This is a genomic window from Enterococcus florum, from assembly GCF_004309355.1.
GTDB classification, from domain to species: Bacteria; Bacillota; Bacilli; order Lactobacillales; family Enterococcaceae; genus Enterococcus_A; species Enterococcus_A florum.
In genome coordinates, this window is record NZ_BJCC01000010.1 from 158514 (window position 1) to 181210 (window position 22697).

General features: G+C 44.2%; 22 protein-coding genes, 1 tRNA gene and 1 riboswitch. Of the genes, 14 read left to right on the plus strand and 9 right to left on the minus strand.

Annotated features, from left to right (window positions below; all coding sequences use genetic code 11):
* Positions 1-56: 56 nt before the first annotated feature.
* Genes NRIC_RS06870 through NRIC_RS06880 form a run of 3 tightly spaced genes read right to left on the minus strand, consistent with a single transcriptional unit; the run spans position 57 to position 3459 of the window.
* Positions 57-1982, minus strand: coding sequence for a fructose-1,6-bisphosphatase (locus NRIC_RS06870; protein WP_146621954.1), 1926 nt, complete (start codon positions 1980-1982; stop codon positions 57-59).
* A 16-nt stretch (positions 1983-1998) separates the two neighbouring features.
* Positions 1999-2817, minus strand: a complete 819-nt coding sequence (locus NRIC_RS06875) for a pyruvate, water dikinase regulatory protein (protein ID WP_146621955.1) — start codon at positions 2815-2817, stop codon at positions 1999-2001.
* 12 nt (positions 2818-2829) lie between these two features.
* Positions 2830-3459: a helix-turn-helix transcriptional regulator gene (locus tag NRIC_RS06880; RefSeq protein ID WP_146621956.1), complete on the minus strand. Its 630-nt coding sequence runs from the start codon at positions 3457-3459 to the stop codon at positions 2830-2832.
* Positions 3460-3627: 168 nt separating this feature from the next.
* On the opposite strand from NRIC_RS06880, the gene NRIC_RS06885 reads away from it, so the two are divergent.
* Together NRIC_RS06885 and NRIC_RS06890 are read left to right on the plus strand one after the other, a co-directional pair.
* Positions 3628-3699: transfer RNA gene (locus NRIC_RS06885), tRNA-Glu, on the plus strand.
* A 150-nt stretch (positions 3700-3849) separates the two neighbouring features.
* Entirely contained in the window at positions 3850-4272 is a 423-nt protein-coding gene (locus NRIC_RS06890) for a DUF2000 domain-containing protein (RefSeq protein WP_146621957.1), read from the plus strand.
* A 76-nt stretch (positions 4273-4348) separates the two neighbouring features.
* Here NRIC_RS06890 and yidC read toward each other — a convergent pair whose 3' ends face one another.
* Together yidC and NRIC_RS06900 are read right to left on the minus strand one after the other, a co-directional pair.
* Complete coding sequence (gene yidC, locus NRIC_RS06895) at positions 4349-5278, minus strand: membrane protein insertase YidC (protein WP_146621958.1); 930 nt, start codon at positions 5276-5278, stop codon at positions 4349-4351.
* A gap of 102 nt (positions 5279-5380) precedes the next feature.
* Positions 5381-5653, minus strand: coding sequence for an acylphosphatase (locus NRIC_RS06900; RefSeq protein ID WP_146621959.1), 273 nt, complete (start codon positions 5651-5653; stop codon positions 5381-5383).
* Between the two features lie 99 nt (positions 5654-5752).
* Here NRIC_RS06900 and NRIC_RS06905 point away from each other — a divergent pair, with 99 nt between their 5' ends.
* The 4 genes from NRIC_RS06905 to efp all read left to right on the plus strand — a co-directional run bounded on the left by NRIC_RS06905 (position 5753) and on the right by efp (position 8513).
* Positions 5753-6511 (plus strand): TrmH family RNA methyltransferase, encoded by a 759-nt coding sequence (locus tag NRIC_RS06905; protein WP_146621960.1) that lies wholly within the window; start codon positions 5753-5755, stop codon positions 6509-6511.
* Between the two features lie 131 nt (positions 6512-6642).
* Positions 6643-7140 carry an HD domain-containing protein gene (locus NRIC_RS06910; RefSeq protein WP_146621961.1) on the plus strand — a complete coding sequence of 166 codons (498 nt, stop codon included), beginning with the start codon at positions 6643-6645 and terminating at the stop codon, positions 7138-7140.
* A gap of 48 nt (positions 7141-7188) precedes the next feature.
* A complete protein-coding gene (locus NRIC_RS06915) occupies positions 7189-7815 on the plus strand; it encodes a YczE/YyaS/YitT family protein (protein ID WP_146621962.1) in 627 nt (208 codons plus the stop codon).
* A 134-nt stretch (positions 7816-7949) separates the two neighbouring features.
* Complete coding sequence (gene efp, locus NRIC_RS06920) at positions 7950-8513, plus strand: elongation factor P (protein WP_146621963.1); 564 nt, start codon at positions 7950-7952, stop codon at positions 8511-8513.
* 55 nt (positions 8514-8568) lie between these two features.
* Here efp and NRIC_RS06925 read toward each other — a convergent pair whose 3' ends face one another.
* Both NRIC_RS06925 and NRIC_RS06930 read right to left on the minus strand, forming a co-directional pair.
* On the minus strand, positions 8569-9471 hold the full coding sequence (locus NRIC_RS06925; RefSeq protein WP_146621964.1) for a WaaS/CpsH family glycosyltransferase: 903 nt from the start codon (positions 9469-9471) through the stop codon (positions 8569-8571).
* A gap of 130 nt (positions 9472-9601) precedes the next feature.
* Positions 9602-10138: a folate family ECF transporter S component gene (locus NRIC_RS06930; RefSeq protein ID WP_146621965.1), complete on the minus strand. Its 537-nt coding sequence runs from the start codon at positions 10136-10138 to the stop codon at positions 9602-9604.
* Between the two features lie 35 nt (positions 10139-10173).
* Positions 10174-10271, minus strand: a riboswitch (THF riboswitch).
* A gap of 144 nt (positions 10272-10415) precedes the next feature.
* On the opposite strand from NRIC_RS06930, the gene NRIC_RS06935 reads away from it, so the two are divergent.
* Complete coding sequence (locus NRIC_RS06935; RefSeq protein ID WP_146621966.1) at positions 10416-11036, plus strand: hypothetical protein; 621 nt, start codon at positions 10416-10418, stop codon at positions 11034-11036.
* 77 nt (positions 11037-11113) lie between these two features.
* On the opposite strand, the gene NRIC_RS06940 is transcribed toward NRIC_RS06935, so the two are convergent.
* Positions 11114-12016 carry a LysR family transcriptional regulator gene (locus NRIC_RS06940; protein ID WP_146621967.1) on the minus strand — a complete coding sequence of 301 codons (903 nt, stop codon included), beginning with the start codon at positions 12014-12016 and terminating at the stop codon, positions 11114-11116.
* Positions 12017-12312: 296 nt separating this feature from the next.
* Here NRIC_RS06940 and NRIC_RS06945 point away from each other — a divergent pair, with 296 nt between their 5' ends.
* From NRIC_RS06945 to NRIC_RS06975, 7 genes are all read left to right on the plus strand, one after another.
* Positions 12313-13164: a sugar phosphate isomerase/epimerase family protein gene (locus tag NRIC_RS06945; protein WP_146621968.1), complete on the plus strand. Its 852-nt coding sequence runs from the start codon at positions 12313-12315 to the stop codon at positions 13162-13164.
* Positions 13165-13239: 75 nt separating this feature from the next.
* Positions 13240-14091 (plus strand): shikimate dehydrogenase, encoded by an 852-nt coding sequence (locus NRIC_RS06950; protein WP_146621969.1) that lies wholly within the window; start codon positions 13240-13242, stop codon positions 14089-14091.
* 83 nt (positions 14092-14174) lie between these two features.
* Entirely contained in the window at positions 14175-15458 is a 1284-nt protein-coding gene (locus tag NRIC_RS06955; protein WP_146621970.1) for an MFS transporter, read from the plus strand.
* A 146-nt stretch (positions 15459-15604) separates the two neighbouring features.
* The gene (locus tag NRIC_RS06960; RefSeq protein ID WP_146621971.1) at positions 15605-16933 is read left to right on the plus strand and encodes a citrate transporter; all 1329 of its coding nucleotides are present in this window, start codon (positions 15605-15607) and stop codon (positions 16931-16933) included.
* 27 nt (positions 16934-16960) lie between these two features.
* Positions 16961-19084: a hydantoinase/oxoprolinase family protein gene (locus NRIC_RS06965; protein WP_146621972.1), complete on the plus strand. Its 2124-nt coding sequence runs from the start codon at positions 16961-16963 to the stop codon at positions 19082-19084.
* 23 nt (positions 19085-19107) lie between these two features.
* Complete coding sequence (locus tag NRIC_RS06970) at positions 19108-19785, plus strand: hypothetical protein (protein WP_146621973.1); 678 nt, start codon at positions 19108-19110, stop codon at positions 19783-19785.
* Between the two features lie 82 nt (positions 19786-19867).
* Complete coding sequence (locus NRIC_RS06975) at positions 19868-20704, plus strand: SDR family NAD(P)-dependent oxidoreductase (RefSeq protein ID WP_146621974.1); 837 nt, start codon at positions 19868-19870, stop codon at positions 20702-20704.
* Positions 20705-20748: 44 nt separating this feature from the next.
* On the opposite strand, the gene NRIC_RS06980 is transcribed toward NRIC_RS06975, so the two are convergent.
* The gene (locus NRIC_RS06980; protein ID WP_146621975.1) at positions 20749-22656 is read right to left on the minus strand and encodes a M13 family metallopeptidase; all 1908 of its coding nucleotides are present in this window, start codon (positions 22654-22656) and stop codon (positions 20749-20751) included.
* Positions 22657-22697: the final 41 nt, after the last annotated feature.

The following is a 22697-nucleotide window of genomic DNA, read 5'->3' on the forward strand; positions in this document are numbered from 1 at the left end:
ATACAGAAAAACACCTTTTCCAACAAGCTAAATTGGAAAAGGTGTGAAAATTTCTGCTAGGTTTTCTGATAATGCAGCAGACCAGTCAAATTCTCGATTTGTTCCTCGATGCTTTGGCCGACCGTCGTATCTTTGATCAAGATGCGCTGCAACTCACGATCAATGACCTTTTTCAGCAAGGTTTGATCCGATTGCCGTTCCAATAGATTCTCTACGGAAGAAAAGGGATCATGAGTCACCAGCTGAAAGCCATAGGAATTGTTCAGAAGGGAATAGCCTGCGATCCCAGTCGTTTTCTGATAGGCCTTTGACAGACCGCCATCGATCACGAACAGCATGCCTTCTCCTTTGATCGGCGATTCGCCGCCCTTTACTTTTACCGGCGTATGGCCGTTGATGATCCGCGAACAGGGAGAGTACAGGCCGAATTCTTCTAGGAGCATTTGACAGGTTTCCTTTGTGTCTCTGAAGGAATAATAACTGTTTTTGATTTCGCGATGGGTCTTCTTATCTGCAATAAAATAGCGTTCAAAGGTGGTCATCGCACTTTTGCCAAATTGTGGAGAGATCTTTCCAGACCAGCAGTACCAGACCCAATCCGCATGCGGATTGTCACTGGTTTGCGCGTCACACCCTTGACGGATATGCTCCTCAAAAAAGGTCAGCAAACTCTTGCCGGAATAATCAACACCTTCTACGTGCAAAGGCAAAAATTCACCTTTCTCAGTCAGTGGAATACAGCCGTGAAACAACAGATGCTGGTTGTAGACCAGATACATCGAACCTTTTTCCAACAAGAAGTTCATGTGTTCTTGCATTTTGCTGGATTGCTGAAAAGAAGTCAGCAACATATCGACCACGTATTCTTCCTGCTCGCTCAGCTGATACGGATCCTCCAGCAAGGTTTGAAAACAGCTGCCTTGCAACGGATAGGTTTTGCCCTCTAGTGTAATCGTGTTTTGGTCAATGTCGATTTGATCAAACAGTAAGCGATCCTCCATCTCGAACTCGGGGTGGCGCTTGATCAGCTGACCCTCCAGCTTAAATTGCAGGATCGACAATGCTTGATGGACTTTTTCTAATGCATCCATGCTTTCGATCGAATAATGATCACTGCAGGTGGTTTCCTTAGGCGTGAAAACCGGATTATTTTGATAATATTCTTCTGCATACATGAACAAAGGACGCAGATTTAAGGCATAGGCATGTTCGACTTCATAGAGATAATTGTAGCGTGCAGCGATCCGCAAAAGCGTCATCAGACAAGCCCGCGAGCCTGCATACGCACCCATCCACAAGATGTCATGGTTTCCCCATTGCACATCGACAGAAGGCTGCTTGCACAGATGATCCATGATCTGGTCAGCATCGGGGCCGCGATCAAAGATATCCCCCACGACGTGCAGATGGTCAACTACCAGACGCTGAATACTGTAGCAAAGCGCAATGATAAAGGCATCCCCCTGCTCCAGCTCCAATAGATGAGACAGAATCTGATGGAAATAATCGGCTTTATCCTTGTAATTGGTGTCTGTGTACATCAGCTCTTCAATGATATAAGCAAATTGTTTGGGCAAAGCCTTACGTACCTTAGATCGTGTGTATTTAGTTGAAGAGAAACTCAACAGCTCCAGCAGCTGCCGGATTTTCTTGCGGTACCAGGAACGGTCCTTATGCTCGAAAAAGCTGTCGCTGGCTAAAGACTCCCGCGGGTAGGCGACCAAAATCGTGAGTTTATCGATCTCATGAGAGGTCAAACGGTCCTCAAACAACAAACTGATTTTTTCTTTGATGTTTCCCGCACCAGTCCGCAGGATGTGATTGAAGGCCGTGTATTCACCATGAATATCGCTGATATACAATTCAGTACCCTTGGGCAGATGCATGATCGCTTCAAGATTAATCAGCTCGGTCAAAATCGCTTCTTTTGATTGAAATTCTTTTTCCAGCATTTGATAATACTTTTCACGGGTAGATAACATGCATGGAGACCTCCATTTATTCTGCCAAGCGACTATCCATCTGTTCAATGATCAAGGTCGCGGCTTCTTCGATCGATTTATTAGTCATGTCGAGGGTAAAGGCGTTCAGTTCGTCAAAGACATTCAACGCGTAATCCAATTCCTCCTTGATACGTTCAAGATCCGCGTAACGCGAATTTTCTGCCAAGCCTAAAGAGTGCAAGCGGCTGGTTCGAATCTTTTGCTGAACATCCGGCTCGATGATCAGGCCAACCAATTTTTCCTTCGGTACCTTTTTGATTTGCTCTGGCAAGGGAACCTCTGGAATCAACGGAAGGTTGGCTACCTTATATCGGCTGTTGGCCAAATACATACTCAGCGGTGTTTTAGAGGTTCGAGAGATCCCCAGCAGCACGATATCGGCATCGAGGAACCCCTTAGGATCTTTGCCGTCATCATACTTGACGGCAAATTCGATCGCTGCCACACGGTTAAAGTATTCTTGGTTTAGTTTGTGCACGACACCGGCTTCCTCTAAAGGAGCAACGCCTGTTTTTTGATGGATGATGTCCATAAAGGGATTCATAAGGTCGATGTATTGCAGCCCCGTTCGTTTGCTAAAATCAGAAACGATCTTGCAAAGATTTTCGTTCACGAGGGTCGTTACGACGATGGCGCTATCCTTGAGTGCATCGCTTAAAATGCCTTTTAATTCTACTTCGTCTTTGGTGAACGGAAACCGATAGGTCATATCAAAATTGACCGTCGGGAATTGCGCAGTAACAGCATTGACTAATTTTAAAGAAGTTTCTCCAACAGCATCAGAAATCATATACAACGGAACACTTTTTTTCATCTTTATTATCTCCTATCGATTTGTCTCAGTTTGTTTGGCTTGCTGCATGATATAATTGAAAATCCGCGATTTGGTAATTTTTCCAATAACCTTTTTAGGATCATCTTCGCTGACGACGGGCAAAGAATCTACTTGGTAATCCAGCAGGACCGCACCTGCTTCTAGAATCGTATAATCTTTGGTACAAGTCCGCACATGTGGTGCTCGAGTCATTACGACAGCTACTGGGGTACTTTGTAAATTGCTGTTGAGTGCGGCACGCAACAAATCCTTACGTGACAAGAGTCCTACAAGATGCTGTTCCTTGTCGGTGACATAAATGGATCCGACATCATACATAAACAGATTGGTGATCGCGTCATGGATCGACGTATCTTGCGGCGTCAATAAAGGAGGCAGCATAATATCCTCGACCTTGACTGAAAAGATTTTGTCGAAAAGAAATTGTTCGATACCGACGCCTGTATAGGTATAGCCGACTTTTGGACTGGCTTCCAGAATACCAGCCATCGTCAAAAAAGAAAGATCCGTTCGCAGTGTCGCGTGAGAGATACCTAGATGCTCCGCAATCTTTTCACCGCTCAACGGCTGGGCTTCTTTAACGATCTCGATGATTTTTTCTTGCCGTTCTGATAGATTCATAGTTCCTCCTACGGTGCTAATATTTCATTCGTACATCACATATTATACACCAATCCAACATATAAACAACATAAACGAATAAATAAACGCATAATAGAATTCCCAAGTTGAGGACGAAATAGTTTACGAAAAAAGTCTTTCGCGCTATACTTTTCTCGTTAAACCGACAGCCTGTTGGTCAAGGGGTTAAGACGTCGCGTTCTCAGCGCGGAATCACGGGTTCGAATCCCGTACAGGTTATATTATGTTGCAAGAGCATTGATGAAAATCAGTGCTCTTTTTGTGTAAAAAGAAGGTGTGTTCAAACAAGTCAATATCTTTCAAGCGATGGAGCGAAGCGGCAGCTAAACTAAAAGAAGCAGCAATCAAGCTTTTGAAAAGAGGGATTAGATGACAGGAACCGACTTAAAATGTGTCATGGTGGTGGATGAAACCTTGCCAATGGGAATCATCGCCAACAGCACAGCAGTTATGGGAGCAACCATTGGCAAGCTTTATCCAGAGATTATTGGCGAGAGGGTGCTGGACCAAACGGGGCATACCCATCAAGGGATTATTGAAATTCCGATCCCGATCTTAAAGGGGGATCGTGCTTGTTTAAAAGAGCTGCGCAGCTTTTTGTATGATCCGCAATTTTCGGCTTTGACTGTCGTTGATTTTTTCGATGTGGCACAAGGCTGCAAAACCTATGAAGAATATGTTGAAAAAATGAAGCAGATACCGGAAGCGGACATTGATTATTTCGGATTGACCTTGATGGGACCGAAAAAGCAGGTCAACAAATTAACGGGAAGCCTGCCTTTGCTGCGCTAAAAAAGCATCTCCTACGCGGGGATGCTTTTTTGGTACCAAGTCTGGCAAATAAAAAAACCTAACTTTCCAGCTAGGTTTACTTGCGTTTTTGTTTGCCTGCGTTTCGACCGTTTGACGAATTTTTCGGTGCATTGACTTGCTTTGGTTTCGGCTTGATCGGTTCGGCCTTTTTCATTGTCTGCGGAGTCACGACTTGTTTTGGCGGATTTTTTTTCAATTCCTCTTGGATCTTTGCTTTGATCCGCGGACGCATCAGCACGTTGGTGATGAAGGTTTGGATACAACTGAAAATCCCGCCGACGACCCAGTACAATCCCAGACCCGCAGGAGAGCTGAAAGTCATAAAGGTAATCATCAATGGTGATGCGATCATCATGCTGCGCATGGTTTTCTTTTGTTCTTCTGGAATACCAATCAGAGAGATGTAGCTTTGCAATAGGTAAGCTGCTCCTACAATTACTACTAATACATAGTTTGGTCGTCCAAGGTCGATTCCTAAAAAGGTCGATTCTTGAATGCCGGCAGAAAAACGAGCGGTATAGTACAAGGCAGAGAAGATCGGCATTTGTACCAGTAATGGCAAACAACCGATTCCGCCCATCATGCTCACGCCGTTTTCTTTATATACAGCTTGCATTTCTTGTTGGGCAGCCATTTGTTCTTCTGGGGTACTTGCTTGTTTTAACTTAGCCTGTGCAGCATCGACCTGCGGCTTAATGCTTTGCATTTTTTCAGATTGAATCAGGGATTTCCGAGATTGATGGATCCCTAACGGCATAATAATGATCCGAACGATGATGGTCAAAACGATGATCGCCAGTCCGTAAGACCAGTTGAAGTTTGAAACCATCCATTGCAAGAAGTTCTCTAAAGGAACCACTAAAAAACGATAGACGATCCCAGTCGTATCAGGTCTTCCATCGTCCCCCATGCGGACACAGCCGGATAATACGATCATCAGACCCAATAGGCCGGAGCCTAAAAGCCAGTTTTTTACTTTATTCATGTACTTCTTCCTCTGCTAAAAAATTTCACACAGGTCATACTATACTAGATATCATGGGGCTTTTCAATTGAATTCCTAAAAAAGCAGCGGCTTGACACTTTTTTAATAAATCACATCGAATTTTTTTCGGTCTTCAATGGAAGGATCTTCGTGTTTACGGATCGAGTCCACCTTGGAAAAGGGATTTTGCGGTTTTGCCAATTGCTCCAGAAATTCCTCCAGATCACTCTCTGAACCAATCGCTTGGATCGAAACACTGCCGTCCAGCTCATTTTTAACGGTTCCGGTGATGCCGATCTCTCTGGCGATCTGTTGGGTAGTGTAACGAAAACCAACGCCTTGCACACGGCCGGTTACTTGAATCTGCAATTTCATGAATCTTCGCCTCCTCATCGATTAGTACCTTTATCATAACTAGTTTTTCTAGCTGTTTCAAGAAAACGCGTGCTATAATGCTTGGGAGGTGATAAACAGGTGAAAGAAATCCAATCGGTTAAGAATCCATTGATCAAAGAAACCAAGAAATTAAACCAAAAAAAATACCGAGAACAAAAGGGTGCCTACTTATTGGAAGGCTTCCATCTCATCGAAGAAGCAGTTGAATCCGGCCAGCACTTGATGGAAGTATTTGTCAGTGAACGAGGAATGAAGCAATGGTCTGAATGGCTTCAGGAGCAGTTTGCTGATTATTATGTAGTATCTGAGGAAGTGTTGAAGTCCCTAGCAAGTCAACCGACACCTCAAGGAATTGTTGCAGTCGTGGCTCAGCCTGAAGAGAAAATGCCTGCTTTTAAAGGCGGATGGCTGCTGCTGGACAATGTTCAGGACCCTGGAAATGTCGGAACGATGATTCGTACGGCAGATGCTGCGGGCTTTTCCTGTGTTGTTCTGGGCGAGGGCACCGCTGATCTATACAATCCCAAAACACTGCGCAGCACACAAGGCAGCCACTACCATCTTCCGGTTCTGCGGGCTGACTTGAAAGACCTTGTTCCTAAACTTCAAGAAAAGATGCCTGTTTACGGCACGGCTTTAGATAGACAGGCGCTGGATTATCGGCAAGTCCAAGCACAGACCGACGTTGGGGTGATCATGGGGAATGAAGGACAAGGGCTAAACAAAGAGCTGCAGGAGCTCAGCAGCAAGAATCTGTACATCCCAATCAAGGGTCAGGCAGAATCGCTGAACGTAGCAATAGCAGCGGGCATTTTATTATTCCGTTTGTTAAAATAATTTTTACGAAGAAGACACGCTTATTAAGGAACTGTTAAACTTGGGAGTCACTTGAAAGCGGAACCTGTCGCTTTTTCTTTTCACGTGCTATAATGCACAATAGAGATAAAAGAAAAGGGGCTTTGCTTTCTATGGCTGAAAATTGGCGGAAAGACCACGAATACATGTCTTACATCGAAGACTTATTGGCAACAGACGAAGTGCAAAAATTAGCAAATTACACCCAACACATGAACTCTACACGGTTGGAACATTCCATCAGTGTTTCCTATAAAAGTTACAAATTAGCAAAACGCTTCAATGGAGATGCCAGAGCAACGGCTCGAGCTGGGTTGCTGCATGACCTGTTCTACTACGATTGGCATACAACTAAATTTGATGAAGGCTCTCACGCTTACATGCATCCGCGTATCGCCGTAAAAAATGCGGAAAAGATCACGGAATTGTCCGAGCTGGAAAGAGACATCATCATCAAACACATGTGGGGTGCGACGATTACACCGCCTAAGTATAAAGAAGGCTATATCGTGACCATGGTGGACAAGTATTGTGCCATCAAGGAAGCTGCACAGCCACTGACGGCTCGAATGAATGCATACAAAAAACGGATAAAACGTGAAATGATTTAGAAAAGAGCCGAAAAGGCTCTTTTCTTATCTATAAGTGAGGGATTCAATTTGATTGGAAAAGAAAAATTAGTAAAACAGTTTACTTTAGCGGTTGCAGGCACGATCTTCGCAGCTGTTGGGATTCGTTTGATCGTCCTCAGCGGATCTGGGGCGGATGCGATCAGCACCTTGGTCTTAGGCCTGATGCAGCATGTGCCATTTCAATTCGGAACACTAAGTATGCTGTTTAATATCTTAGTGTTGACAGCGATTTATTTTTACGACCGCAGTCTGATTGGAATTGGCAGCATCATCAACGGATTCGGAGTGGGCTTCGTTTTAAATCTAATGGATGCGGCTGAGGTGCTGCAGACCATCCCAGCTTCCATGACTTATCCTTCGGTTATCTTGGGCACGGTGATCTTTGGGACCGGAACAGCGATCTATCTTTTGGCACATGCAGGGTCTGCGGCTTACGAGAGTTTGATGATTGTGATTCAGCGTCTGACCAAGCGTTCAGTTAAGGTATCACGGATTTTGCTGGATGGCAGTTTCTTTCTAACTGGTTATTTGTTAGGCGGGACGATCGGATTCGGCACAGTCATTGTGCTGCTGTTGACGGGGCCTTCTTTAGAGATCGCCTTGAATCACCTGCCTAGAATCCCCGCATTTCGAACCAAAGCCGTGAATAAATAAGTCAAGACTGCCGCGTGCAGTCTTTTTTTAGCTTTTAAAATTCCTCGTGAGAGAACTCATGATTTTTTTATAGTCACTAGGCGGGTTATTTGTTACAATGGGTAAGGTTAATGATAGTAGAAGGAGTGTTTTTAATGATTGCAGCAAGTGATTTACGTGCCGGTATGACATTCGTGCAGGACGGCAAATTAATTAAAGTTTTAGATGCTAGTCACCATAAACCTGGGAAAGGCAATACTGTAATGCGCATGAAATTACGCGATGTGCGTACGGGCGCAACTTACGATACGACCTTCCGCCCAGATGAAAAGTTCGAAAAAGCGATGATGGAGACGAAGCCTGTACAATACTTGTACAGCCAAGAAGATGTGGCATTTTTCATGGATTTGGAAACCTATGAACAATATGAGATCCCAACTTCCACCATTGAAGAAGAAATGAAATACATCTTGGAAAACATGGAAGTGAAGATCCAATTCTACGGTTCAGAAGTTATCGGCATTACGTTGCCAACTTCAGTTGTACTAAAAGTTGTTGAAACGCAACCATCAATCAAAGGCGCAACAGTAACCGGCTCTGGAAAACCAGCCACAATGGAAACTGGTTTGGTCGTTAACGTACCTGACTTTATCGAAGAAGGCGAGATGTTGGAAATCAACACCACTGAAGGCACTTATCAAAAACGTGCCAACAAATAGACGAATCAAACAAACAGCAGGGAAGCGATCCTACCATCGCCGACCTGCTGTTTTTTTAGAGTGCACTTGCTTGATCCATCAACTCTGGAACGTATTCATACCTTTCAAAAGCCTGCGGGTCGTGGATCAAAAAACGTTCTGCCCAATTGCGTGCTTCGAAGAAAGTCAACATTTCTGAATCGATTGGCTGGAAGGGTGTCTCTAAAAACAAAGGCAATTCTTCAAACGACCGCTGTTGCAATTGAAAAACATTCTCTGGTTTGTAAAGACGGTAATAAGCAATCATCGGATTTTCTGTTAGAAGCTTTTTTCGGAAAAAACTAGATTCAAAGGTCCGCAGAGTAACGCCAAATTGCCCCGCACGCATGATCTCTAAGATACTGGTCGCACTTGCCATTAAGGCGACATATTCAGAATAAGGCAAATAGCCTTTTTGATCATTCCCCCGAGCTGGCAAAATGTGGTAATACGTTGTCAACGCTAGTTTATCGAAGTCCTGTTTAAGCGCCATCGCTTCCTGCTTGCGGCCATTGTCTGCTGCACCGAAGAAAATGTCGTACGCCTTTTGCGGAGTTGGACATCGCATGTTTCCAGAGTAAAAGGAGCTGTTGTGTATCAACCCAAGATCACGGGCTTCTAAAGGATCAAAGTGGGCAATCTGATCAATCGCAGGAGAGTGTAACCCAGCATCCAGCAAGCGATAATGCCGATCTAGAAAATGGTTCCAAAAAAACAGAACGATCTTTGCCTTAGTATACGGACGAATATGCTCTGCCATCTCAGGATCAAACCCGTAATCTAAAAAAATAATCAATTCATAAAAAGGAAGACGGCGCAACAGGTCGTGTTCGGCTGGGTCAAAGAGTTGATGGGCTGAACAGACATCTAAATCCACAATGCTTGAAAAAAAGTAAAGTTCTCGATCTTTAGCAACGAGAAGTATTCGGTGGTCATTCATTCTGCTCACGGCTTTCTATATGGATGTGGCACCATCATAGTGTTCGTGGAAGAAAATAACGACTTTTTTGCTTGTGGAAAACTGCACAGAGAAAAAAGAGCAGGATCGTTTGATCCTGCTCCGCTAACTATTAGGAATGACTGTGAGCCTTGAAGTGTGAGACCCAGCGTTTGTAAGGCAACACGCTGCCTAGGAAATAGGTCATGATGCTTTGTACAGGAATCCAGATGACTGCTTTGATCAGGCGCGGTGCCCAGATGATCCAACTGTTCAGCGGAACACTGTACATGATCGCCAACCACAAGGGAGTCAGGATCAAGTTGATCAATACATTGACCACCAAGACTGACTGGATCGAATTTTTCCAGGTGATCTCTTTTTTGTAAAAGAAGTAGCCATAGATCGCTCCTTCTAAAAAAGCGTTCAGGGTGAATCCGATGAAGAACGGCGCTTTTGGCAGCAAAGCCATGCCGACAAAATCGGCAACGACAGCTCCGATCCCAGACCATAACGGTCCAAACAACATACCCATGATGATCTCTGGAACGAAGGTGAAACTGACCTTCAAAAACTGTGTTTCAATCCCAAGTACACGAGACAACGTGACCATCAAGGCAATCAATAAAGCCATAGTAGTGATGCTTCTAGCATCCATTTTTTTCTTCATTTCTAGCATCTCCTTTAAGAGCTGCTACATCTTCATGCAGCGAATGCGAAAACAAAACCGCAGACCGAAGTCTTTCGTCCAAAAGGCAACATCCCATCCTTTCAGCACTTAACGCTTTGCTTTCTACTCTGATTTATTTTTGGGGGTAGACCCGAGGAAAATAGTAACACAGAACCTCTTACAAGGCAATTTTTGTTGCGTTGATGGTGGCTGGTACAAGTCATATTCTTTCGTTTTAGAAAAGCAATTCTCTATAATAAAGGAGGAGGTGTCGAATTTGGAAACAAAAACAGAATTTGAAGTCATGGTCAGCAATTTGGCCAATCGCTTTTTGTACAGCACGTTGCAAGCCCCCCAACGACTTTTGCCCTTAGCAGAAACGATCGTCAAGCAAGCGCAACGCATAGCTGAAGAAAATTCACCACAAGAAGCCATTCGAATTGCTGCAAAACAGCTGCTTCAGGTCATGGATCGGACGACATTTGTGACCGATCAGTTTGCTAAGGCTGTGTTAGCAGAAACCTATGAACAGTTGGACGAGGTTGTTTTGCTGGGTCAGCTGGAGGAAGTAAAGGGCTACTCTGACAACGAAGGCCAGCTCTTGTCCTTGCTCGAAGCTTCGCTTGAAAAAAATGTGGAACAGGGGGTTCCTCTGGAAACGATCTATTATGAAAATTACTTAGTAGAGTACGCTTGCTCTTTGATGGAAACTTCTGTTTTGCAGCATTTAAAGGAGAAGCCTCAACTGCTGCAGCAGCTGAAACCATTGATGGAAGAGGAATACAGTGATGTGCCGTACAAAATATTTCAGTTGATCGGCCAAAATTTTAAAAAGGAATTGGCTAAAAATTATTATTCTTACGAGACTGCCGTAAGAATCAGCAAAACTGAGAATTAATCAAATCTCCCCCAGAACATACCATTCTAGGGGAGATTTTTTGGTTTGATTTACAATAAGCGCGCAACTGCTCGTCTTTAATAGATCGTTTCCTTGGAATCCGAGTGAGCCAAAATATATTCTTTGAAATTGATCACGGCAGGCGTTAAATACGCATCCTTGTTGGTGGCCAAATAAAAGTAGCGCTCCCAGCGCAGGTTCTTTAGCCGAATTTTTTTTAACGGCAGCGATTCTAAGATATTCATATTTGGGATTACAGCGATACCGAAACCCTGACTCACAAAACCAGCGATGACTTGGTCAACGGTGACCTCATAGATGATGTTATACGTACAATCGTGCTTTTGAAACACACTGTCGATGATGCTGCGCAGGCCGCTGTTCTGACTAAAACCGATTTGATCGTAAGGTTGTGTTTGCTCTAAATAAATCTCATCAAATTGTGCCAGCGGATGGTCTAGTGGTGTGATCACTACCAGTTCCTGGTTGGCAACTGGAATAAATTCAATCGTGGGTTCATCAGGCAGATAAGAACAAATGCCAATGTCATAACGCATAGACTTAATGCCTTCGACGATCTCCTTGGTCACTCCAGCGGAGGAATGAAAATCAAATTCGATCTCCTTATCTGAATTGCTGTCTATGAAGCCTTTCGTCAATCGGGGCACATACTTCGTTCCTAGTACAGGCAAAAATGCGAAACTGATGTATCCGCTCCCTTTACTGATCTTAGAAACCGTTTCAATGCCCGTATCCAACAACTCTAACGTACGGCCAACATAATCATGAAAAATCTTGCCCGGTTTGGTTAAAACCACATTGCGTCCCTTTTTCTCAAACAGGGTCACCCCTAACTCGTCCTCCAAAGAAGCAATCGCATTGCTGAGACTAGGCTGTGTCACGTTCAAAAGTTTGCTTGAACGAGTATAGTGCTGTTCTTTGGCCAGCACCTCAAAATATTTCAAGTGTTGTAGATTCATAATCGTAAACTCCACTCATTTTTTATATATTATAGCAAAATCTATATCTTTTACCTATAGGTTATTCGATAAAAACCAATTAGATATTTTGGGATAAGCACGATAGAATAATAACGAAAAGTGATTGTGAAATAAAAAACATTGCAATGAAACGATTTTACGAAAAATATCACTGAAAAAAAATACGCTTTTCCAGATGCAGTACGGCTTTTTTTTTAAAAACCTAGTACACCTGGCTTTCTTTTATCTAGTCATGTGAAAGTCATAACATTAATAGAAATTTGGGAGGAACCAAAATGAAAAAAGTACCTTTAACAATCAGTTCGTTTACCTTAGGTGTTGAGATCGACTTCGAGGAACGTGTGAAAGCAGCAAAAGCGGCAGGCTTTGATGGAATCGGTATTCGGGCAGAAACGTATATGCTGGCAGTAAAACAAGGGTATTCTGATGAAAGAATGTTGGAAATCTTAGAAGAGAATGACATGAAGGTCACAGAAGTAGAATACATCACGATGTGGACAGATCCGAACAAAACAGCAGAAGCACCAAGCACTTTGCTGCAGCAGTTCAAGGAACAAACGATTTACCACATGGCTCGTTTATTCGGAGTGGGCCACATTAACTGCGGACTGATGGAGAATGATTCCTTAGAGGTACAGATCCAAGCATTCAAAGAATTGTGTGAACGTGCGAAGGAATTAGTGATTGGGTTAGAATTCATGCCTTACAGCGGTGTGCCGGATCTAAAAACGGCTTGGGAGATCGTAAAAGGGGCAGATTGCGAAAACGGAATGTTGATTTTAGATACATGGCACTGGGCACGTGCGAATTCAAAACCAGAAGATTTGAAAGGTATACCGGCTGAAAAAGTCGTATCCATCCAAATCTGTGATGTTTTAGAACGTCCTTATCCAACTGAGATTTTACGTGAAGAATCATTGCATGACCGCCTTTGCCCAGGAACGGGCTGGGGAGATACAGTTGGCTTCCTGAAAGCCTTGAAAGAGCACGGTGTGAACCCGCGTGTCGTGGGAACAGAAGTGATCTCAGATAACAACTTGCGTCTTGGTTACGAAAAAGCAGCAAAAATGAATTATGACACAAGTATCGATGTGATCAAACAAGCTTGGCCAGAGCTGTTGGATTAAAATAAAGGTTCAATAAACAAGGATTTAATAGTATACTATCCGATGAGCATAAAGGAATAACAAAGGAGAGAAGACATGTTAGAAGGAATCTCAGGAAAAACCAGCTTGTATGCTTTGTTTGGCACTCCTGTAGGACATTCAGGATCACCAGCCATGTATAATTATGCGTTTGAACAATTAGGAATAGACGCCGTGTATTTAGCGTTCGATGTGCAATTAGAGGAAACTCAAAAGGCGGTTGAAGCCGTTCGTACTTTTGGCTTATTGGGTGGAAACGTGACGATGCCTTGCAAAGGCGAAGCAGCCAAATACATGGATGAATTGTCGCCAGCAGCACAAATGGTCGGTGCAATCAACGTTTATAAAAATGAAGATGGCAAATTGACTGGACATATTACTGATGGTGTCGGCTTTGTGGATAATTTAAAAGACCACGGTGTTGATCCGAAGGGTAAAAAATTTGTGGTCTTTGGTACAGGCGGTGCAGCCACAGCGATTCAGGTTCAATTGGCGATCGAGGGGGCTTCAGCGATCTCGATCTTCAATATGAAGGATCAGTTCTTTGCTAAGGGCGAACAGACCGTTGAACGGGTCAAAGCAAACTACCCAGAGTTGGATATCGCTATTTATGATTTAGCAGATAACGATTTAGTGAAAGAAAAAATAGCAGCAGCAGATGTGTTAGTCAACGGAACGATCGTCGGCATGGGCAAGGACTCGACAGATACCTTGGTCAAAGATACCAACTTATTCCACAAGGATCTGATCGTGGCCGACGCTATTTACAACCCGCCAAAAACCCAAATGATCAAGGATGCAGAAGCAAAAGGCTGCAAGACCGTGACTGGTGAAGGAATGCTTTTGGCACAAGGAAAAGCAGCATTCAAAATTTTCACAGGACAAGAACTTCCTGTAAAACCGAAATAATGACTTGTTCTTCGTGTGCTTGTTCAAGAGGAGAAGCACACGAAGGGATCAACAGGATCAATTAAGCAATCGAGGAGAGAAAAATGAGAGCAAAAAAATATGTTATGTCCTTACTCACTGTATATTTGTGCTATTTTACACATGGTATGCAAGCACTTATTCTTAGTCAAAATATGCCTTATTTCTATGAAAAATGGGGCTACACAGATGTTACCGCTGGAGCTGCAGCCGTTTCATTGGCCATTACAGCGACTGGTTTTGGTAAATTTATCTCAGTTTGGATCGGTGGAGAGATTTCTGATAAGATCGGCCGTAAAAAAATGGCGATCGGCGGTGCCCTGCTTTACATTATTTGTTTTGCTGGTTTGCTGCTTAGCCCAAGCATGATCATTGCTTCGATCTGTGCCTTCATGGCCGGTGTGGCAACCTCTGGTTTCTGGGATGCATCCCTTTATCCAGCAGTACAAGAAGCGGCACCTAAGTATGCTGGGTCTGCATTGATCGGAATCAAATTGTTCGTTTCGCTAGGCGGCATCTTCTATCCATTGATGGTCGTGAATTTCACTGAAATGGGTTCACCTCAATTGAACGTGATCATTCCGTTGGTATTGTCTGTTGCCTGTCTGGTTTTAGCAGCCGTTTCACCATTCGTTTATGACGATTTGATGAAGGGCAGTGGAGACTCCAAAGACGGCAGTCATGCAGATGCTATTAAAAAAGAGATCGACGATGCAAAAGCAAAATTGTTGGTAAAACCAAACGGATTAGTAAACTTTATCACAATGTTTTACGCGTTCTTATGTATGTTTATCATGTACGGTGCGCAGCAATACACGAAAGCGTTTGGGTTGAGCAATGCAGGTTTATCTGAGATCCAAGCAGCCGGATTAACTTCGATCTATACCTTCGGCGGAATCATCGCTGTTGTATTCTGGGCAATCATGATGGGTAAGCTTCGTTGGAACCCATTAAAGGTGTTAGTGATCGATTCTATCTTCACGGCATTGGCGTTGGCGATCGTATTGATCATTCGCCATCCAACAGTTATCTACATCAGTATCGCTGCTCTGGGCTTCTTCGCTTCCGGCGGGGCACTGCAAACAGGACTGGGCGTACGTCAAATGTTTTGTCCAGGACCTAAAGGGAGAAATACTGGGATCTACTATACGTTCATGGGATTTGCCAGTACCTTCTTACCCTTCGTCGTAGCAGCGATGACAAGATCGGTCGGGGAAACGCAAGCCGTTTATCTGATGATGGTACTGTTGTTAGCCGCAGCTGTCATAGCAACTGTAATGATGTTCTACCTTGTTGGACAACATAAAAAAGTTTTTGGTTACAGTGCATTTGATAAACTGCGCGACTAATTTACAAGTGAGAAAAAAATGGAGGAACGACTATTTTCTTTTTTGAGAAAATAGTTGCCTCCTTGTTTTGCTATATACGAGTATGTATGTAAAAAATTGATAGAACGTATCCAAATTGTGGATACTAGGGATTTTAGGGGGTACCCATGAATATTTTAATTGGGATGTTATTGATTCTTTCTTTTGCAGGAATGGTTACATATTGTATCAAAGGGCACAATTTGATGATCGGCTTCTTCATTATGGCAACGATCTGGACCTTCTTGCCGATCATCGGCAACCTGTTATCGCCGAATGCGGCGTTTGATGGGTTGACGATCCACGATATGCTGAAGCAGGTTTACCAGACTGCGCCAGAAAAATACGGTGCTTCCGTCATGAATATCTTCTTGGGAGCATTTTTTGGGCGTATTCTATTGGACACAGGCATTGCAGCCACCATTATTCGAAAAAGCGTGGAGCTTGGCGGGGACAACCCTGCAGTCATCTTGGCAATCGTGAATCTGATCAGCGGCTTCATTTTTACTTCGATGACAGGTGGAGGCTCGGTGATTGCGATTGCGGTCATCGTTCTGCCGATCCTCTTTTCGATCGGAATTCCCAAAGTGATTGGTTTCTTTTCTTTTACAGGATCCGTTGCAGCAGGAATCTTTTTAAATCCAATCAACTTTGGACAATACTCGGCCTTTTTCCTTAACTCAAAAGGCGGAGTAGAATATACCTACAATGATTATTTTCCGTTTGGTATTTTGGCATTTGCAGTGATGATTACCGTCGTGTCGATCGCTTCTATGTTCTATTTGAAAATGGAAAATCTGACCTATTCATGGGCAGCGACAAAAAAAACGGAGGTCGTTGATGCACCAGGAATTTCGTTAATCACGCCTTTTTTACCTGTTGTAGGAGTGATCGTGTTTAAATTACCAGTGATTCTTTGCTTTATTCTCGCTAGTTTATATGGACTAGGCGTCTGTGGTGGATTGAAAGGCAGCTTTAGAGACATTTGCCGGACGATTTCCAGAATCTTCACTGAAGGAGTAAAGGACATGTCCGCTCTGATCGCTTTCTGGATCACACTGGCCATGTTCAACGATGCAGCAGTCTATGCAGCTCCTTATTTTCAAGAGATCATTGGTGGTTTAATTCCTCAATCGCCTTTGGCATTGTGCATTTTGTTTGGTGTTTTGGCTCCTTTGACTTGGTTTAAGGGTCCGCTATCATTGATTGGATCAGGAGCCGCCTTATTGGCAGTGGTTAGTCAGACGACGAATTACCCAACAACATTCCTGTATCCATTGTTTGCCTCTGTTTTGATCGGGATGGCTCACTTTGATATCACAATCTCTTGGAATGCTTGGGGATTGGGCTTCAACCGAATCAAGAGTGTGGACTATATGAAGATCGCCTTAATCCCTGGAACAGTGGTTGCGCTGATTTTGGAAATTGCCAACTTTTTCCTCAACAATCCAATATAGATTTTAAGAAGTAAGGAGAATTTCAACATGAAACGACGTGTTCGAATTGGAATAGACGTTGGCGGTACCCATACAAAAGCAGTGGCTATCGACAATGACACACAAGAAATTATCGGAAAATCATCCGTCAAAACCACCCATGATAATGAAAAGGGTGTTGCAGAAGGGGTGGTTAACTCCTTTCTGAAGTGTTTATCAGAATTCAACATTGCTCCTGACGAGGTGGTCTTCGTCGCCCACAGTACAACACAGGCAACGAACGCTCTATTGGAAGGCGACGTAGCTAAAATTGGCATCATCAGTACGGCTCGTGCGGGGATCGAAGGCTGGCTGGCACGTCCGCAGACAAACTTAAAGGATATTGATTTAGGGACCGGCAGAAGCATCTATGTGACCTCACGGTTTGTTTCGCAAAAGCATCTCGATGAAGCGACGATATCGAAGACGATTGACGAGCTGTTGGCAGAAGGCATCGATGTACTTGTCGCCTCCGCAGCCTTTGGGGTCGACAATTTATCCTACGAGGAAAAAATTGCAGAGATTGGACGAAAAAAGGGCGTACAGGTGACTTTGGCTTCAGAAATGACGAAGCTTTATGGCCTTTCTAGGCGTACACGAACGGCGACGATCAATGCATCGATTTTGCCGAAAATGTTGGAAACAGCGAATTCGACAGAAGCGAGTGTTCGTTCATCAGGTGTAGATGTTCCCTTAATGATCATGCGCGGCGACGGCGGTTTGATGGACGTAGTAGAAATGAAGAAACGACCTGTGTTGACGATGCTTTCAGGTCCGGCGGCTAGTGTAATGGGCGCATTGATGTATTTAAGAACGTCAAACGGCATTTATTTTGAAGTAGGCGGCACCTCCACCAACCTTGGAGTAATCAAAAATGGCCGTCCAGTCATCGATTATTCAGAGATCTCCGGACATAAAACCTATGTGAATTCGCTGGATGTTCGCGTGTTGGGTGTAGCTGGCGGCAGTATGATCCGTGTCAGCAAAAACGGTGTCAAAGATGTAGGGCCGCGAAGTGCGCATATTGCTGGGTTAGAGTATGCCGTTTACACACCTGAAGAAGAGATCGTTGATCCTAAGCTGGAGCTTTTTGCTCCCAAAGAAGGCGATCCGGAAGATTATGTCGCGATTCGCTTAGCTAGCGGGAAAGCAGTCACCATTACGAATTCCTGTGCGGCCAACGTATTAGGCTATGTGACCAGCGAAGACTTTTCGTATGGCCATGTCGAATCGGCAAAAAAAGCCATGCAGCCGCTTGCGGAATATTTAGGAATCTCCGTGGAGGAAGTGGCCCGCCAAATACTGAATAAAGCCGTTGAGAAAATCGAACCCGTCATCCAATCGCTCGCCCGAAAATACCAGTTGGAGAGCAACCAAATGACACTGGTAGGTGTTGGCGGCGGAGTGGCATCCTTGATCAAGTACACAGCAGAGCGCATGGCCTTGAATTACAAAATCCCTGAAAATGCTGAAGTGATTTCCTCGATCGGAGTTGCTCTAGCAGCTGTTCAGGACGTGGTTGAACGGATCGTTCCCAGCCCAACTAAGTCGGACATTCAAGCCATCAAACGGGAAGTAACCGATATGGCGATCGAAAGTGGAGCGACTGAAGATAGTGTCGAGGTCCATATCGAAATTGATCCGCAAACTCAGAAAATCACTGCACGGGCTTCTGGGTCCACTGCAGCACAGGCAACTGAATTGCAAAGTGCGGCAACGCCAGAAGAAGCCCGTTCGATAGCCGAACAGGACTTTCGTTTGCCTTCTGAGCAAGTAGATTTGATCGAAAAAACGGACAATTTTTATATTTTCGGTGCTTCTTCAGCAAAAACCGGTGATGCGATTCGCGTGATCGATAAAAAAGGGTTCATTCGTGTACAGCGAGCCCATGCGAAGGTGGTTCGTACATCGATCCAAAACTATTTGGAACAGGTCACTCAATTGTGGGAAAGCATGGCGAATTACCAAAGTGATTTGATTATCCGCCCGGATTTTTATTTCTGTGTAGGCCCGCGTTTGCTGGACTTTGCCAGTACAGATTTCACACAATTGACGATGCTGATCGATATTGAAATGAGTGAGATCGTCGGCACCGAAGAAATCATCGTTATTGCAGCAAATCGCTTCAAGTAATAGAAAGAGTAAGGTTGAAAAAAATGGCGGCTGAATCAGTAATCCAACAAATTTTAGGATTGAAGGGAAAAGATCCACAGTTTTTCGGCCGCTATTTGTTAAAGCAGGATTTTCTTGAACACAAGATTCCTGCGAATGAGCGTGCCGGTTTGATTAAGAAAGCTCTAGACTGTGGGCGAGCTGCGGCACAGACTTTTCAAGTGGATTATCAGAGTATTCCCCAGTATCTCGAGGAACAACAGATAGCCATTCACTATTTTGAAGAAGTCTCTGCTGTGACTAAAAAGGATTACACGCTGGCAAGGATTACTTTGCCGGATCAGGTTTTTCTAAATCGAAGCTTGATCGATGCAGGAGAAGCATGGATCAAAGCAGAGACGCGGTTGCATTTTGTAACTGAGCAAACGAGCATCGAAACTATTTTGATCGCGCATGAATTGTATCATTCGATCGAGACATGCAAAAAGCTGTATACAACACAAAAGCATCTGACCTATCGGGTAGGACCCTTCAAGAAGCATGCGCGGTTGCATAGTCTAAGCGAAATCGCAGCAACGGCATTCGTTCAGGAGCTTTACGGATTAGTCTTTTCGCCGTTATTGTTGAATCCCGTATTGATCTATCCAGTAGATCCACCGTTTGGAACAGAGATTCTGCAGCAGTTTTTCGCAGAAGATGTATCACGCAAACCTATGGATTAATCAAAAAAAGCAATTAGTTTAATTCCGAAGAGTAACGTATAGTTGAAGATAGAAGAATAATAGCAAAAGGGGCTAGGAAGCAATGGAAAAAACATGGTTAGATTTAGCTGGTGACGTGGTCATTATCACAGGGGCACTAGGAGGAATGGGACGTAAGATCGCCAACGATTTTGCTGAGCAAGGTGCCAAATTGGCATTAGTTGATTTAAACGAGGAAGCAACAGAAAGCTATGCGAAAGAGCTTGCGAGCACGTACGGTGTAGAAGCTAAAGGATATGCCTGCAATTCAACAGTGGAAGAGCAGGTAGACGGTTTGGCAAAAGCAGTTAAGGCGGATTTCGGTCGAATCGATGTATTGGTACAAACTGCAGCGATCCTTACATTCAGTCCACTGGAAGATCTTGCGTTAGATGAATGGAAGCGTACAATCGATGTGAATCTGAACGGTTATTTCCTGGTTTCACAACGGGTGGGCCGCGTAATGATTGAACAGCAATCTGGACGCATGGTCCATATCTCAACGATCGCTTCGATCGCGCCGGAGACCTACTCCGGTGCTTACAGCCCAAGTAAGGCCGGCGTGAACATGTTGTCTAAGATGATCGCTGGAGAATGGGGACAATACGGCGTACGCAGCAACTGCGTCTTGCCTTGTTTCGTGAAAACACCATTGTCTACGAAATTCTATGAGGATGAAGAAGTAGAAGAAGGCAGAAGAAGAATGACTGCCAACCGTCGTATCGGTGAAGTGCAGGACATTGCCAATGCAGTTCTTTATCTTGCCAGCAAACGTTCAGACTATACAAATGGTCACGAATTACGCGTAGAAGGCGGCTTTGGCAACATGATCGGAGATTTGGTGCCAAAACCAGGCGGACGCCGTCAATACGCCATCGACTCAAAGAAACCAAAAAATTAAGTCAAAAAAGAGATTGAAGCGAACGAGGCTTCAATCTCTTTTTTTTACCAAATATGCACGCGTTTTTCTGGAGCAAGGTACATTGCATCCTGCTCAGTGATGTCGAAGATTTGGTAAAAATCATCGATATTTTTAACTTGTACATTAGCCCTTAATTGGTTTGGTGCGTGAACATCTACCGACAAAAGCAGCTGGGCATATTCTGGACGGGCCTTCATCCGCCAGATCGTAGCCCAATTGATGAAGAAAGCAGCTAAATCAACATCTGCTTCTCGTTTGGCTGCTTCTAAGGCACAGCTCAAACCGCCAGCATCCGCAATGTTCTCTGACACGGTAAGCTTCCCGTTGACCGTACCGCCAGCAATTTCCAGTCCATCAAATTGTTGAATCATCTCTTCTGCCAGTTTTTTAAACTGCTGCTGATCGGTCTCTGTCCACCAATTGTTCAGATTGCCGTATTCATCAAACAAGGCTCCATTGTTATCAAAGGCGTGAGAGATCTCGTGGGCGATCACGGCACCGATCCCGCCGTAGTTGGCACTCTTTGATTGTTTCAGACTGTAAAAAGGCGCCTGCAAAATTGCTGCCGGAAATACAATAATGTTTCGAAATGGATGGTAGTAGGCGTTAACCGTATCAGCACTCATTTCCCACTCGTCGCGATCCACTTCTTTATTCCATTTTTTAAATTCATCTTCCCGAGACAATCGGCTAAAATGCAATGCGTTGGAAAGCAGGGTGCCTCCATCTTCAGCGGAAACAACGTTAAACTGTGTATAGATAGCCGGAATCTTGTCTGGATAGCCGACATGGATCCCTAAGGTGTTCAATTTCAAAATTGCTTTTTCTCGAGTTTCATCGCTCAGCCAGCGATTTGCGGCCAGCCGTTCTTGATAGACAACGATCATCGTCTCGACCATTTTCCGAACATCCTTTTTGGCCTGCTCACCAAAATAGTTCTTGCCGTAATAATCGCCGACGACCTGGCTGAAACGGCCAGAAGCTAAATAGAAAGCCGCCTTTTTCTGTGGCCGTGCTTCAGGTGCTCCAGATAAGGCACGGTTGTATATCCCGCCAGCTTGGCGGAACTCTTCACTTAGATACCCAGTCAGCGAGTTCAAGGTCATCACCATCATCCAGCTTTTCATTAGTGAGAAAGTCTCAGGATTAACAAATGCATCCATCTGCTCGAAATAATTGGGCTCAGTAACGATGATTTTCTCAGGCTGCGCTCCGATCAGATCCTGCAGCAGTTTCTTCAATGCAAGGTGTGTACTGTGTTGGACAAACTCTTCAGCGCTTTGAGGATTGTACATCTTACTGTAATCCGCACTTTCCTCGGCACTTTTCACAAGAGGGGCCAATAATTGGTCAAAACGAAGAGCTTCCTCTGTGTATGCTTTTGCCTTCTCCAAAGAGACACCAGCCAATTGGAACAGCTGTAAGGTCATATCACTAAAGATGTCTAGAAGTTGTTGGGCCTGCGGATGCCCTTCTGCATAATAGGTTTTGTCCGGCAAGATCAACCCCGGCGCACCAGCAAACAGTGCATTGATTTTGGTGTTTTTCATGTCCGCATCGATGTCTAGACCAAAAGGCAGCGGCATACCGGAAAGCAGCCAGTCTGAGAGCTGTTGATTCAGATCATCAAAGCTAGAAATGTCTTCAACCCGTTTCAATAAAGGCAGTAAGGGTTCTGCTCCATCCTGGTCGCGTTTTTCGTAATTTTGAGCAAGTGTGTAATAAGCGATATATTGCTTCATCAACTCATTCGGGATGGTTTCAGGGTGTTCCTTCATGTTGAGAGTGTCTTTGATCATGAGGTCATCGATCTCGTCCACCAAGTCTTGAAAACCGCCAGTTGCTGGCTTGTCAGCTGGAATGGCCGCCTGATCGATCCAGTCCCCATTGACGGCCGTGTATAAATCCTTTTTGAGCATTTCCTTGTTCATTCAATTCATTCCCCTTTCTTCCTTCTCTATTATCATATAGA